Below are 12,356 nucleotides of genomic sequence, written 5' to 3'. Positions count from 1 at the left end.
GCCGCCCGGTGGCCCTGCCGGGGCACGATGACGCCATGCGGTTGCTGCTCCTGCCGTTCCGGCAGATCTACCGGGGACTGGTCTGGCTGGCGAACTCGCCCCGCACGCTGATCCTTTCGTACCTGCTGCTCATCCTGATCTGCGCCGCGCTGTACCGGCACTTCGAGCACGACGTGAGCATCGGCGACGCACTCTGGTGGGGTGTGGTCACCGCGTCCACCGTCGGCTACGGCGACATCTCGCCGAAGACGACCGAAGCCCGGGTGATGGCGGCGCTGCTGATCTCGATCATGGTGCTGATCGTCGTGCCGCTGATCACGGCGCACTTCGCCAGCAAGCTGATCGTGGACACCGACGCGTTCCGGCACGAGGAGCAGGAGGAGTTGAAGAACAACCTGCGGGTGGTCCGCCGGCTCCTGGAGGAGCTCGCCGAGCGGGAGGGGATCACCGCGCCGGACAGCGCTGACCCTCTCGCGGCACCGTCAGATCGATGAGATAGCGGTCCACGGCGGTCACGATGCAGGGCGTGCTCGGGTACGCCGTGTGGCCCTCGCCCTCCCAGGTCAGGACGTGCCCGGTGCCCAGCATGCCGGCCAGCTGCGCGGTGTTCTCGTACGGCGTGGCCGGGTCCCCGGTCGTGCCCACGACCACGATCGGCGGGGCGCCGGCGGCCGGCCCGGCAGGGTACGGGTCCCGCTTGCCCGGCCAGAACGTGCACGGCATCATGCCCAGCGCCAGCGAGGCGCCGAACAGCGGGTACTTCGCGCGCCACTCGCCCTGCAGCTGGCGGATGCGCTCGACCGACGGCGCGTCGTCGGTGTCCGCGCAGTTCACCGCGAGGTTGGCGTCGAAGAGGTTGGAGTAGCTGCCGTCGGGTTTGCGGTCGGCGTACTGGTCGGCGAGGTCGAAGATGCCGCCCGCGTCACCGCCCTGCAGGTCGTCGACGGCCTTGGCGAGCTGCTGCCAGCCCGACTCGGTGTAGAGCGAGGAGATCACCGCGACGAAGATCCAGCCGGCGGTGGCCTCCCGGCCGTCGTCGCCCTGCACCGGGGAGACCTCCGCCTTGGCGAGCGCGTCGGTCACCGCCTTGCGGGCGTCCGGCGCGATCGGGCACTTGTCCGGGGTGGCCCGGCACCACGAGGTGAAGTTCGTGAAGGCGCGTTCGAAGCCCTTGGCCTGCGACTCCGACCCGGCGACGAAGTCCTGCTCCGGGTTGATCGCGCCGTCGAGCACCAGCGCGCGGACCTTGCCGGGGAACAGCTGGGCGTACGTGGCGCCGAGCAGCGTCCCGTACGAGAAGCCGAGGTAGGTGGTCTTCGCGTCGCCGACCGCCGAGCGGATGGCGTCCATGTCGCGGGCCGCCTGCTCGGTGCTGAAATCGCCGAGCTGGTCGCCGTACTTCTGGCCGCAGGCCTGCGCGACCCGCTTGTTGAGCGCGACGATCTCCTGGAACTCGGCGTCGGTCCTCGGGTCGGGCGACGCGGCGAACGTCGCGTCCTGGTCCTTGTCGCTGATGCATTTGACCGGGCTGGACCGGCCGACGCCGCGCGGGTCGAAGCCGACGATGTCGAACCGGTTCGTCACCTCGGTGGGCAGCCCGCCGAGCGCCTGGCCGAACGACAGGTAGACGGCGGTGTCGATGCCGGAGCCACCCGGGCCGCCGGGGTTGATGAGCAGCGAGCCGATCCGGTCGCCCTGCGCGTTGGAGCGGATGCGGATCATCGCCACGTCGTAGGTGCCGCCGCTCTGCGGGGCGTTCCAGTCGCGGGGCACGGCGACCGACGCGCAGTCGTACGCCATGTTCTGCGCGCCCCGCCCGACCAGCTCCCGCGGCACCTCGGGACACGGGGTCCACTGCGCCTGCGTGCCGGGCACGGCGGGCGGCGCCTTGCTGCCGGCGGAGGGCCTGGGTGCGGCGCCGTCGGAGTCCCCGGGGGCGAAGACCGGCAGGGTGCAGCCGGCGGTCGCCACGACCGCGGCGACCAGGGCGGCGAGGACCGGACGGGAGGTACGCGGCACGGTGCGCGGCCTTTCGTCGTGCGATTGTTCCGCGCACGAGGCTACGCGTTGCGCCTGTGCCCGTGGGTCAGCGGCTCGTCAGCACGTCGGCGAGGTTGAAGCGCACGGGCCGTTCCAGCTGGTCGTACGTGCACGAGTGCGGCTCCCGGTCGGGACGCCACCGTTCGAACTGGGCGGTGTGCCGGAACCGCTGGCCCTCCATGTAGTCGTAGCGGACCTCCACCACGCGTTCCGGGCGCAGCGGCACGAACGACAGGTCCTTGCCGGCGTTCCAGCGGCTCACCTCGTTCTTGCGCGGCGTACGCTCGCCGGCCTCGTGCGCCGCCCAGTTCCACGGGTGCCCCTCGAACGTGGTGACCAGGTGCTGCAGCTCGGTGAAGAGCTCCTCGCGCACGCTCATCGGGAACGAGCCGATCACCCCGACCGAGACCAGCACGTCCCGCTCGTCGTAGAGGCCGAGCAGGAGCGAGCCGATGCGGTTGTCGCCGGACTTGTGCAGCCGGTAGCCGGCCACCACGCAGTCCGCCGTACGCTTGTGCTTGATCTTGGTCATGACCCGCTTGTCGGGCTCGTACCCCAGGTCCTTGCCCTTGGCGATGAGCCCGTCGAGCCCGGCGCCCTCGAACTCGGCGAACCAGCGCCGCGCGGTCTCCAGGTCGTCCGTGGCCGGGGTGACGTAGACCGGCGGCTTCGCGTCCGCCAGGCACTCGACGAGGCGGGCCCGGCGCTCGGCGAACGGCCGCGTGGTGAGGTCCTCGTCGCCGAGGGCCAGCAGGTCGAACGCGACGAAGCCGGCCGGGGTCTGCTCCGACAGCAGCTTGACCCGGCTCGCCGCGGGGTGGATGCGCTGCTGCAGCGCCTCGAAGTCGAGCGTGTTGCGCCCGGTGTCGGCGACGATGATCTCGCCGTCGATCACCGAGCGCTCCGGGAAGTTCGCCAGGACCGCCTCGACCACCTCGGGGAAGTAGCGCGTCATCGGCTTCTCGTTGCGGCTGCCGATCTCGACCTCGGCGCCGTCGCGGAAGATGATCGAGCGGAAGCCGTCCCACTTGGGCTCGTAGAGCTGCCCCGGCGGGATGTCGGCGACCGGCTTGGCGAGCATCGGCTTGACGGGCGGGTTGATCGGCAGGTCCATGCCGTCAGTGTCCCTGCTCCGAGGCGAAAAGAAAGCCCGACGAGGCCGTTCGGCGGCCACGGCGCCGGGTATCAGAGCGCCATGGGATCTCGGGTCGTGGTGCTGACGGGTGCGTCGAGCGGGATCGGACGGGCCGCCGCGCTCGCCTTCGCCGAGCGCGGGGACAAGGTCGTGCTCGCCGCCCGGGGCCTCGCCGACCTGGAGAAGGTGGCCGCTCAGTGCGGCGGTGACCCGCTGGTCGTGCCGACCGATGTGACCGTACGCGAGGAGGTCGACGCGCTCGCCCGGGCGGCGCTGGACCGCTTCGGCCGCATCGACGTGTGGGCCGACACCGCGGCGGTGATGGCGTACGGCCGCTTCGAGGACGTGCCGCCGCACGTGTTCGACCGGGTGGTCACCGCGGACCTGCTCGGGCCCGCCAACGTGGCCCGGGCCGCGCTGCGGGTGTTCCGGTCGCAGGAGCGTGGCACGCTGATCACCTGTAGTTCGCTGGTCGGGCACATCACCGCGCCGAACATGAGCGCCTATTCGACCGCGAAGTGGGGCCTGCGAGCGCTGTCGCGGACGCTGCGGCAGGAGACACGCGACGCCCCGGACATCCACGTGTGTCAGCTGGTTCCCGGCAGCGTGGACACCCCGATCTACACCAGCGCGGCGAACTACGCCGGTTTCGTGGGCCGTCCGCCGCCGCCGGTGGACACCGCCGAGCGGATGGGCGCGGCGATCGTCCGGCTCGCCGACCGGCCGAGGCGGGAGCTGTCGGTCGGCGCGACCAACCGGTTCATCGAGTTCGGCTTCGTCGCGCTGCCGCCGGTCTACGACCTGCTGGTCGGGCCGCTGATGGGCCGGCTGGGGCTGTCGCAGCGCCGGACCCCGCCGGGCACCGGCAACGTGTTCGCCAGCCGGCCGCGCGTCGAGGGCGGGCCGGCCCGGTTCGGCCGGGCCGCGGTGGGCGCCGCGGCGGCCGGGGCGGTGGCGCTCACCGGTGTGGCCGCGCTGGCTCTGCGCCGGGGTGCGCCTACGCCATGGAGACGTGCGGGCGGCGGCGCAGGCGTACGGCGGAAGTGACCGCGACCAGCACGAGGAACAGCGCCAGCGTGATCAGCGCGTGCACCAGGCCGCGGACGACGTGATCGGGGCCGGCGCCGGGCTCGACCGCGTACGTGCCGATCTCGCGGGAGAACCAGAACGGCAGCGCGTGCGCCACCGTCTTGTCGGGGTCCAGCATCATCTGCATGGCGACGACCGTGAGCAGGACGAGCATGCCCTCCAGCTCACGCGGGAGCAGCGCGCTCAGCGCCAGCCCGAAGGGCGCGGCCACCGCCACGGTCAGCAGCAGGATCAGCGCCACCGGGCCGTGCCGGACCTCGTCCAGGTCGACGAGGATCAGCAGAAAGTACGGCACGATCAGGGCCAGACCGACCGCCCACAGCGCCGCGAGCCGGCCGAGGTAGAGCTGGTGGGTGGCGTACCCGGACAACCGCAGCCGGGGCTCCACCGCGCGCGCAGCGCTGCCGGCGAAGAGCGCCGCCGTGCTCAGCGTCCACCCGATGCCCAGCGACACGAACCGCACCGACTGCCAGTACGCCTCCCCGCGCCGGCTGTAGTAGAACGCCAGCGGCAGCAGCGCCAGCAGGATCAGCACGCCGCGGCGGCGGGAGATCTCACGCAGGGCCATCTCGGCCACGGTCAGCGTCCGGCTCATCGCGCGCTCCTCGGGGTCAGGTCGAGCACGGCGTCGGCGCGGTCGAGCTCGCCGAGCCGGTGGGTCACCACGACCACGGCCTTACCGGCGTCGCGCCAGCGCCACACCTGCTGCCAGAAGTCGAGATAGCTGCCGTTGTCGAAGCCCTGGTACGGCTCGTCGAGCAGCAGCACGTCCGGATCCCCGAGCCCGGCGAGCACGAGGTTGAGCTTCTGCCGGGTGCCACCGGAGAGGTGCCGGGCCGTGCCGGCCGCGGCGGAGCGGGGCCAGTCGAGTGTGGCCGCGGCGGCTCGGCCCTGCGCCGTGGCGGCGCCCCGGGACTTGCCGCGCCCCGCGCCGATGAGGACGAAATGCTCGTCGGGGGTGAGGTAGTCGGCGGTGCCGCCGTCCTGCGGGCAGTAGCCGAGCGTGCCGCGGATCCGGACCTGACCTTCGTCGGGTGCGAGCAGGCCGGCGCAGATGCGCAGCAGGGTGCTCTTGCCCGAGCCGTTGGCGCCGATGATCGCGACGACCTCGCCGGCGTGGACGGTCAGGTCGACGCCGTCCAGGACGGTGCTGCGGCCGTACCGTTTGACGATCTTGACCGCCGCCAGCCGCGGCTCGCCGGACGGTGGCCGGCGCAGCTCCGAGGTCGCGCCGCGCAGGCTGTCCACCAGGCTGACGGCGTACGCGGTCGGCGGGCCGAAGACCTGCAGCGGGGGCCGCCCGCTGTCGCGAAGGTGGGTGGCCGCCTCGGCCACGAGGGCGGCCGGGTCGACCCGGCGGCGGCACAGCTCGGCGGCGAACGCGGCGAGCCAGTCATCGACGGTCACGGGACCTCCATCATTGCGGTGACGTTGTCCACGAACACGGCCCAGTCGGCGGCGGCGGAGCTGAGCGCCGTCGTGCCGTCGGGGCTGAGCCGGTAGTACTTGCGCGCGGGACCGCCGTCGCCGGCCCGCCAGTCGGCGACGACCAGGCCGAGCCGTTCCAGGCGTAGCAGGGCGGGATAGAGCGTGCCGCCGGCGATCGACCCGAGGCCGCCGGCCTCCAGCCGCTGCGCGATCTCGTAGCCGTAGGACTCGCCGCGTGCGAGAGCGCCGAGCACGCAGAGGTCGAGCACGCCGCGCAACCACTGAGTCCGCCGATCCACGCGGACAAGGTAGCACCACTACCTAGTCACGCGCGGTCCCGCGGACCCGGTGGATCGGTGGCTAGCGGACCAGGAGTTCGACGAGGCGGTCCAGCTCGGCGGACGGGTCCTCGGTGAGGCCCATGTGGACCGGGCCGGCCTGCAGGATCGTGCTGCGCGGCGCGACCATCCAGCGGAAGCGCTCGCCCTGCTTCATCTCGCGGGCCGCCCCGCCGTCGGCCCCGCCCGCGCAGACGATCTCCCAGGACTGCAGCGCGGCCCGGATGTCGTCCAGGTCGGCGTTCGGGTCCAGCGCCAGCAGTCGTTGCTCGTGCAGGTGCGTACGGGCGCAGAGGAAGTCGCGCCGCTGGCAGTAGAGGACCACGCCGACGTTGATCAGCTCGCCGCGCTCGACCCGGGGAACGGCTCGGATGATCGCGTACTCGTACGGGACGCTCATGAGGGCATCCAAGCCGCCGGGTCGGCCGCGCGGGCGAGCAGGTGGTCGCGGTACGCCGCCCGCGCCGCCTCGGCGGTGTCGAAGTCGAACTCGGCGAGCCAGTCGCCGGGCACCAACGCCAGCACCTCGTCGAGCACGTCGCCGGTGAGCTGGGGCAGCACCGTCGCGGCGGCCTCCGGGAGCGCGGTCGCGTACGGCTTCAGCACGTGGTCGTCCCACTTGTACGGTCTGCGCACCACCGTCGCGGCACGCGGCCAGTTGTGGTGGAAGTACAGCGTGGCGCCGTGGTCGATGAGCCACAGGTCGCCGTGCCACATCAGCAGGTTGGGATTGCGCCAGCTGCGGTCGACGTTCTCCACGAACGCGTCGAAGACGAGCACCCGGGAGGCCAGCTCGGCGTCGACCGGGTACGCGACCGGGTCGTACCCGAGCGCGCCCGGCAGGTAGTCCATGCCGAGGTTGGCGCCGGCGCTGGCCTTGATCAGCTCCTGCACCTCCTCGTCGGGCTCGGCCCGGGCCACGACCGGATCGAGCTCGACGACGACCAGCTCGGGGACGGGCAGGCCCAGCCGCCGGGCCAGCTCACCGGAGACGACCTCGGCGACCAGCGCCTTGGGGCCCTGGCCGGCGCCGCGGAACTTGACCACGTACGTGCCGAGGTTGCCGGCCTCGACGATGCCGGGCAGCGATCCGCCCTCGCGCAGGGGCGTGACGTATCGGATGGCGGTGACCTCGGGCAGCACCGCCCCACCCTAGACGGTGGTCGGACCCTGCCGGCGCAGGTCCGCCACCCGGGTCATCGCCTCCCGCAGCTCGCCCAGCCAGTCCTCGGTGTGCTCGCCGACGAGGCGTACGCACCACGCCAGCGCCTCGGAGCGGCTGCGGGCCACGCCGGCGTCGACGAGCGTGTCGAGCACCTGCCGTTCGGGCTGGCGCAGCCGGGTCATCACCGGCGCGGAGAGGTGGGTGAACAGCTCCGAGGTGTCGCCGCAGCGCACGCCCCAGCTGACCTTGCGCTGGTAGCGGTGCTCGACCTGACGGGCGACCTTGATCCGGTCGTCGCGGGTGTCCTCGCGGAACTGGTGGATCCGCCCGGCCTGCGCGGCGGCGCGGTCGGCGTCGCTCGCCTCGGCGGACAGCTCGGGGGTGGGGACCCGGCCCCAGATGAGGATCTCGTCGCGGTCGACGACGACCTCCGGGGGCTCGGTGAACCAGCCGTCGGGGCTGGCGCCGGTGATCCAGGCGGCGGCGTCGTCGGCCGGTGGCGGCTCGGTACGGGTGCCGGCGGGTGGACGGAAGCGCATGACTACCTCCCAGTGCAAGCTTTGATTACATGCTTACACCGTTGCACCGGCTTCGCCATGGTCCCGCGTTCAGCTCTCAGAGGACAAAGGCATCGGTCCACAGCTGACGCGACCGCCCGGTCAGCGCGTCCATGAACGCCACCGCCTGGCTGTCGGTCAGCGCGGCCACGAAGTCGATCACCGCGCGGCCCCGGGCCCGTGCCAGCCGGTCCGGCGTACTGTCCGGCAGCTCGAGCTCGGCCAGCTCCACCAGGTCCCGCAGCCGGCGCGGCAGGCGTTCCGCCTCGTCCCGGTCCGACAGCCACGCGACCAGCGCGTCGACCAGCTGCTCCAGCAGCCGGGCCTGGCCGCGCTGGTGCAGCGCCAGGTCGGGTCGCGCCAGCACGAACCTGTTCTGCACGAACTTGAGGACCTGCACCTCGTGCCACTGCGCCGGCGCGAGCTGCACGTGCCCCGAGCGCACCGCCGGCGACACGGTCACCTCGATCGCGTCCACCAGCCGCTTCGTCCACGCCGCCGAGAACGCGGCGACCTGCGCCTCGGCCTCCAGCGAGCCGTCGAACGGCACGCTGAGCAGCCCGTCGACCAGCTCCGCGCGGACCCGTTCCACCGCCGCCGCGAACGCCTCGTCGTCGGCCACCCAGCCGTCCTTGCGGTGCAGCTGGCGGCGCAGCGCCTCGATGGACGTACCCGGGCGGCGCGGCAACAGCTCGTCGTCCGGCACGTCGGCGAACGACATCCGCTGCCAGGCCATCAGCTCCGCGGCCACCGAACCCTGCTGCAGCACGCCGACGCGGTGCACGTCCTCCAGGTCGTGGATCGCGTACGCGATGTCGTCGGCGGTGTCCATCACCGAGGCCTCGGGGGTCTGCTGCCACGGCGCGACCCGGCCGTCGAACGGCAGCCGTGCCTGCGCCATGTCCTCGACCTCGGTGGAGTACGCGCCGAACTTCAGCGAACCCCCGTCCGGGTCGTCCGCCGGCGCCGAGGCGCCCCGCGGCGGCGGATCCATGTGCCGCGGGTGCGGGGCGGGATGCGTACGCCGGGTCCACGGGTACTTGAGGATCGCGGCGCGGGTGGCGGCCGTCAGGTTGAGCCCGATCGTCGCCTGGCCGCGGATCTCCGTGCTCGTGACGATCCGGTACGACTGCGCGTTGCCCTCGAAGCCGTCGCGCAGCCGCAGCCGCTGCCGGGCCACGTGGTCGAGCACCCGCTCGCCGAGATGCCCGAACGGCGGATGCCCCAGGTCGTGGGCCAGCGCGGCCGCCTCCACCACGTCCGGGTCGCAGCCGCCGAGCTTGTCGAGGGTGTCGGCGTACCGGGAGAGCAGACGCTCGGCGATCGCGCGGCCGACCGACGCGACCTTGAGGCTGTGGGTGAGCCGGTTGTGCACCAGCAGCCCCGCGCCGCCCGGGCTGATCACCTGGGTGACCCCGCCCAGGCGGGCGAAGAACGGCGAGCTGACGATCCGGTCCCGGTCCACGCGGAACGGGCTGGCGGCGAGATCGCCGGGGGCGACGAGACCGTCGCCGAAGAGGCGCCGGGCGCGGGGATCATCCATGCGCCCGACGCTATTACATCGGTGTCCGTGCCCGGCTCAGCGCGCCTGCAGCGCGTCGAGGGCCACGGCCATCGCCGCGATGAGCCGGCGGTCCAGCTGCGGGTCGTGGATCGTCACGACGTACTTGTCGCGCAGGCCCCACTTCTTGACCACGGAGAACGCCGGGCGCTCGCCCAGGAGGAACTCGAAGTGGTACGGCAGCCAGGACAGCGAGTCCACGAAGCGGCGCAGGATCGCCACGGTGAGGTTCGACTCGCGGCCGATCATCTCGCCGTACCCGGGCTGCTCGAGGTGCCACGTCGAGCGCAGCAGCGACTCCTTGAAGTTCTTGCGGAACAGCCCGATCGGGGTGCCGGCGGCGTCCGTGACGTCGTACGTCGCGCCGAGGTCGATCACCTGGCGGGCCTTGAAGCCGAGCACCGGGGTCGTCTTGGTGTCGTCGGAGTACAGGGTCACCTGCTCCTTGAAGGCCATCCGCTTCTGCTGCGCGAACGCGAGCACCCCGGCCTCCGAGCCGTCGGGGGCGACGGCGTGGATCTCGTATTGGTTGACCATCAAACGCACGCGCTGACGCACGATGAATTGCTGCTGGTTCTGAAGGGTTTCCACAGTCACGGCGGCAGTGTGACACACATCGCCCGCTGAGGAGATCCACAGCACCTCGGTGGCGCGGGGAAGCCACCGGCGGTCAGACTTGGCACTCGGGGACGGACTTGACACGGAGGAACGGCGCATGGCGAATCAGGCAGACGGCCGTCGGGGTCGCATGGGGGGATGGATCGCCCTCGCGCTCGGCGCGGCGGCGGTGTGGGCCGGCCGGGACATCCCGCTGCAGATCGGCTCCCGCAAGATCGGTGAACGGGCCGAGGGCGAGCGCGGCGAACGCTACCGGCGTTCCCCGCAGTTCAGCGACGGCAAGTTCCGCAACACCGTCCCGGGGACCCAGCTCGCCATGGCCGCGATGCCCCGCCTCCTCGCCGCCAGCCTCACCGGCCGCGAACGCCGCTACCCCGCCTCGCCGATCCCGGTGGTCACGCCCGAGACCGGCGGCGACGGGCTCTACGTCACCTGGTACGGCCACTCCTCGGCGCTCGTCGAGATCGAGGGACGCCGGGTGCTGCTCGACCCGGTGTGGAGCGACCGCTGCTCGCCCTCGCGCCTGCAGGGCCCGAAGCGCCTGCACGAGCCGCCGGTCCCGCTGCGTTCGCTGCCGCCGATCGACGCCGTGGTCATCTCGCACGACCACTACGACCACCTCGACATGGAGTCCATCCGCAACCTCGTGGACCTGCAGGCGGCGCCGTTCCTCGTGCCGCTCGGCATCGGCGCGCACCTGGAGCGCTGGGGCGTGCCGGCCACCCGCATCATCGAGCTCGACTGGAACGAGCGCGCCACGGTCGCCGGCATCGAGTTCGTCGCCACGGCGGCCCGGCACTTCTCCGGCCGCGGCTTCTCCCGCGACGAGACGCTCTGGGCCTCCTGGGTGATCGCCGGGCCGACCCGCAAGGCGTTCTACTCCGGCGACACCGGCTACTTCCCGGGCTTCGCGGAGATCGGCGCCGAGCACGGCCCGTTCGACGTGACCCTGGTGCAGATCGGGGCGTACGGCGACGAGTGGCCGGACATCCACATGGTGCCGGAGGACGGCGTCGCCACCCACGTGGACGTGTGCGGCGGCCTGATGATCCCGGTGCACTGGGCCACCTTCAACCTGGCGCTGCACGACTGGGCCGAGCCGGCCGACCGCGCCTGGCGCGAGGCCAAGGCCCGTGACGTCAAGCTGGCCGTCCCGCGGCCGGGGGAGCGGGTCGACGTCGACAACCCGCCGGCGGTCGACGGCTGGTGGCAGCAGCTGTAGTGCCCGACGACACCCTCTTCACCGGCGCCGCCCCGCACTATCCCGTGGGGCGTATGCCCTATCCGCCCGCGCTCACCGATGTCCTCCGGGAGGCTTTGGGTTTGGACGGCACCGGACGGCTGCTCGACGTGGGATGCGGCCCCGGGTCGCTCACCGTGCTGCTCGCCCCGCTGTTCGCCGAGGCGGTCGGCGTCGACGCGGACGCCGGCATGATCGAGGAGGCCCGCCGCCGGGCCCCGGCCCTGTCGTGGCACTGCCTGCGCGCCGAGGAACTGCCCGCCGGGCTGGGCGAGTTCCGGGTGGTGAGCTTCGCCCAGTCCTTCCACTGGATGGACCAGCCCGCCGTGGCCCGCGCGGTCCGTCCGATGATCGTGCCGGGTGGGGCCTGGGTGCACGTGGGCGCCACGACCCACCGCGGCGTGGACGGACCGGAGCCGCTCACCTGGCCCCGGCCGCCCTGGGACCGGGTCGACGCGCTGGTGGCCTCGTACCTCGGCCCGGTGCGGCGCGCCGGCCGGGGGACCCTGCCCGGCGGCACCCGCGGCGGCGAGGAGGACGTCATGCGGGCGGCCGGCTACGACGGGCCGGTCCGGATCCTCGTGGGCGGGGGCGAGACGGTCACGCGCTCGGCGGACGAGATCGTGTCGGCGGTGTTCTCGCTGTCGTACGCGACGCCGCACCTCTTCGGGGATCGGGTCGGCGAGTTCGAGGCGGATCTGCGGTCGCTGCTGGCGCAGGTGTCGCCGGACGGCCTGTTCGCCGAACGGCGACGCGAGACGGAGCTGGTCATCTGGCGGCCGTAGCGATGTGATTCGCGCCGGTCCTGGCGGCAGGAGCAGGTGGGGTGACGCCGGGCCGGCGGCGCGAACGGACAGCTCATGGCGCGGCGTTGTAGGCCGCGGCGATGAGAGTGGCGAGCAGGAACGCCGCGCCCAGCAGGAGAGGCCGCAGGTGGCCCCAGGCGATCTTGCGCTTGGCCGGGACGTCGCGCTTCGCTGCGCGCAGGTCCCGCCAGGCCGCGTGGGCCCGTCCGGCCCGGTAGCCGATCACGAGCACGGTGGCGGCGGTGATCATGGTGGCGACGCTCGCTGTCATGCGACCCCCCTGGAGGTTGCGTGGCGGTGCCGGTCGCGACCCAGTGTGGGGCGGTAATCCGACCGATTCCAGGGGATTGAGAGCGTTAAAACCGCATAAAACCGATTC

15 protein-coding genes are annotated in these 12,356 nt (G+C 72.5%); 4 read left to right on the top strand and 11 right to left on the bottom strand.

Going from position 1 to position 12,356, the window contains the following annotated elements; genetic code table 11:
* Positions 1 to 35 precede the first annotated feature (35 nt).
* Complete coding sequence (locus tag AB0K03_RS04565; protein WP_364680384.1) at positions 36 to 494, top strand: potassium channel family protein; 459 nt, start codon at positions 36 to 38, stop codon at positions 492 to 494.
* On the opposite strand, the gene AB0K03_RS04560 is transcribed toward AB0K03_RS04565, so the two are convergent.
* Both AB0K03_RS04560 and AB0K03_RS04555 read right to left on the bottom strand, forming a co-directional pair.
* Positions 445 to 2,019: an alpha/beta hydrolase gene (locus AB0K03_RS04560; protein ID WP_364680382.1), complete on the bottom strand. Its 1,575-nt coding sequence runs from the start codon at positions 2,017 to 2,019 to the stop codon at positions 445 to 447. The two genes, AB0K03_RS04565 and AB0K03_RS04560, sit on opposite strands and share 50 nt — an antisense overlap.
* Before the next feature lie 67 nt (positions 2,020 to 2,086).
* Positions 2,087 to 3,154, bottom strand: coding sequence for an ATP-dependent DNA ligase (locus tag AB0K03_RS04555; RefSeq protein ID WP_364680379.1), 1,068 nt, complete (start codon positions 3,152 to 3,154; stop codon positions 2,087 to 2,089).
* 81 nt (positions 3,155 to 3,235) lie between these two features.
* Here AB0K03_RS04555 and AB0K03_RS04550 point away from each other — a divergent pair, with 81 nt between their 5' ends.
* Positions 3,236 to 4,222 carry an SDR family NAD(P)-dependent oxidoreductase gene (locus tag AB0K03_RS04550; RefSeq protein ID WP_364680376.1) on the top strand — a complete coding sequence of 329 codons (987 nt, stop codon included), beginning with the start codon at positions 3,236 to 3,238 and terminating at the stop codon, positions 4,220 to 4,222.
* On the opposite strand, the gene AB0K03_RS04545 is transcribed toward AB0K03_RS04550, so the two are convergent.
* The 8 genes from AB0K03_RS04545 to AB0K03_RS04510 form a co-directional block, all read right to left on the bottom strand.
* Positions 4,173 to 4,859 carry a hypothetical protein gene (locus tag AB0K03_RS04545; RefSeq protein ID WP_364680373.1) on the bottom strand — a complete coding sequence of 229 codons (687 nt, stop codon included), beginning with the start codon at positions 4,857 to 4,859 and terminating at the stop codon, positions 4,173 to 4,175. The two genes, AB0K03_RS04550 and AB0K03_RS04545, sit on opposite strands and share 50 nt — an antisense overlap.
* On the bottom strand, positions 4,856 to 5,671 hold the full coding sequence (locus tag AB0K03_RS04540) for an ATP-binding cassette domain-containing protein (protein WP_364680370.1): 816 nt from the start codon (positions 5,669 to 5,671) through the stop codon (positions 4,856 to 4,858). Before AB0K03_RS04540 ends, AB0K03_RS04545 begins: the two co-directional genes overlap by 4 nt.
* On the bottom strand, positions 5,668 to 5,991 hold the full coding sequence (locus tag AB0K03_RS04535) for a PadR family transcriptional regulator (RefSeq protein WP_364680368.1): 324 nt from the start codon (positions 5,989 to 5,991) through the stop codon (positions 5,668 to 5,670). Before AB0K03_RS04535 ends, AB0K03_RS04540 begins: the two co-directional genes overlap by 4 nt.
* 61 nt (positions 5,992 to 6,052) lie before the next feature.
* A complete protein-coding gene (locus AB0K03_RS04530; RefSeq protein WP_364680365.1) occupies positions 6,053 to 6,430 on the bottom strand; it encodes a DUF3037 domain-containing protein in 378 nt (125 codons plus the stop codon).
* Positions 6,427 to 7,173, bottom strand: a complete 747-nt coding sequence (locus tag AB0K03_RS04525) for a HipA family kinase (RefSeq protein ID WP_364680362.1) — start codon at positions 7,171 to 7,173, stop codon at positions 6,427 to 6,429. Before AB0K03_RS04525 ends, AB0K03_RS04530 begins: the two co-directional genes overlap by 4 nt.
* A 9-nt stretch (positions 7,174 to 7,182) precedes the next feature.
* Positions 7,183 to 7,734 (bottom strand): hypothetical protein, encoded by a 552-nt coding sequence (locus AB0K03_RS04520; RefSeq protein ID WP_364680360.1) that lies wholly within the window; start codon positions 7,732 to 7,734, stop codon positions 7,183 to 7,185.
* A 76-nt stretch (positions 7,735 to 7,810) separates the two neighbouring features.
* A complete protein-coding gene (dgt, locus tag AB0K03_RS04515; RefSeq protein WP_364680357.1) occupies positions 7,811 to 9,295 on the bottom strand; it encodes a dGTP triphosphohydrolase in 1,485 nt (494 codons plus the stop codon).
* A gap of 36 nt (positions 9,296 to 9,331) precedes the next feature.
* Entirely contained in the window at positions 9,332 to 9,910 is a 579-nt protein-coding gene (locus tag AB0K03_RS04510; protein ID WP_364680355.1) for a hypothetical protein, read from the bottom strand.
* Between the two features lie 151 nt (positions 9,911 to 10,061).
* Between AB0K03_RS04510 and AB0K03_RS04505 the strand changes: the two genes are divergently transcribed.
* Both AB0K03_RS04505 and AB0K03_RS04500 read left to right on the top strand, forming a co-directional pair.
* Positions 10,062 to 11,153 carry an MBL fold metallo-hydrolase gene (locus AB0K03_RS04505; protein ID WP_364680734.1) on the top strand — a complete coding sequence of 364 codons (1,092 nt, stop codon included), beginning with the start codon at positions 10,062 to 10,064 and terminating at the stop codon, positions 11,151 to 11,153.
* Positions 11,153 to 11,956: a class I SAM-dependent methyltransferase gene (locus tag AB0K03_RS04500; protein ID WP_364680353.1), complete on the top strand. Its 804-nt coding sequence runs from the start codon at positions 11,153 to 11,155 to the stop codon at positions 11,954 to 11,956. Before AB0K03_RS04505 ends, AB0K03_RS04500 begins: the two co-directional genes overlap by 1 nt.
* Positions 11,957 to 12,029: 73 nt before the next feature.
* On the opposite strand, the gene AB0K03_RS04495 is transcribed toward AB0K03_RS04500, so the two are convergent.
* Complete coding sequence (locus AB0K03_RS04495; RefSeq protein ID WP_364680351.1) at positions 12,030 to 12,248, bottom strand: hypothetical protein; 219 nt, start codon at positions 12,246 to 12,248, stop codon at positions 12,030 to 12,032.
* Positions 12,249 to 12,356: the final 108 nt, after the last annotated feature.

It is taken from the genome of Actinoplanes sp. NPDC049316 (genome assembly GCF_040677315.1).
Classification (GTDB): domain Bacteria; phylum Actinomycetota; class Actinomycetes; order Mycobacteriales; family Micromonosporaceae; genus Actinoplanes.
This window is presented reverse-complemented; position numbering and strand designations above follow the sequence as displayed.

Excerpts from the sequence above, each read along its gene's own strand:
- AB0K03_RS04505 (WP_364680734.1), top strand. The coding sequence starts at position 10,062 with ATGGGGGGATGGATCGCCCTCGCGCTCGGCGCGGCGGCGGTGTGGGCC.
- AB0K03_RS04555 (WP_364680379.1), bottom strand. The coding sequence starts at position 3,154 with ATGGACCTGCCGATCAACCCGCCCGTCAAGCCGATGCTCGCCAAGCCG.
- AB0K03_RS04520 (WP_364680360.1), bottom strand. The coding sequence starts at position 7,734 with ATGCGCTTCCGTCCACCCGCCGGCACCCGTACCGAGCCGCCACCGGCC.
- AB0K03_RS04550 (WP_364680376.1), top strand. The coding sequence starts at position 3,236 with ATGGGATCTCGGGTCGTGGTGCTGACGGGTGCGTCGAGCGGGATCGGA.
- AB0K03_RS04565 (WP_364680384.1), top strand. The coding sequence starts at position 36 with ATGCGGTTGCTGCTCCTGCCGTTCCGGCAGATCTACCGGGGACTGGTC.
- AB0K03_RS04495 (WP_364680351.1), bottom strand. The coding sequence starts at position 12,248 with ATGACAGCGAGCGTCGCCACCATGATCACCGCCGCCACCGTGCTCGTG.
- AB0K03_RS04545 (WP_364680373.1), bottom strand. The coding sequence starts at position 4,859 with ATGAGCCGGACGCTGACCGTGGCCGAGATGGCCCTGCGTGAGATCTCC.
- dgt (WP_364680357.1), bottom strand. The coding sequence starts at position 9,295 with ATGGATGATCCCCGCGCCCGGCGCCTCTTCGGCGACGGTCTCGTCGCC.
- AB0K03_RS04530 (WP_364680365.1), bottom strand. The coding sequence starts at position 6,430 with ATGAGCGTCCCGTACGAGTACGCGATCATCCGAGCCGTTCCCCGGGTC.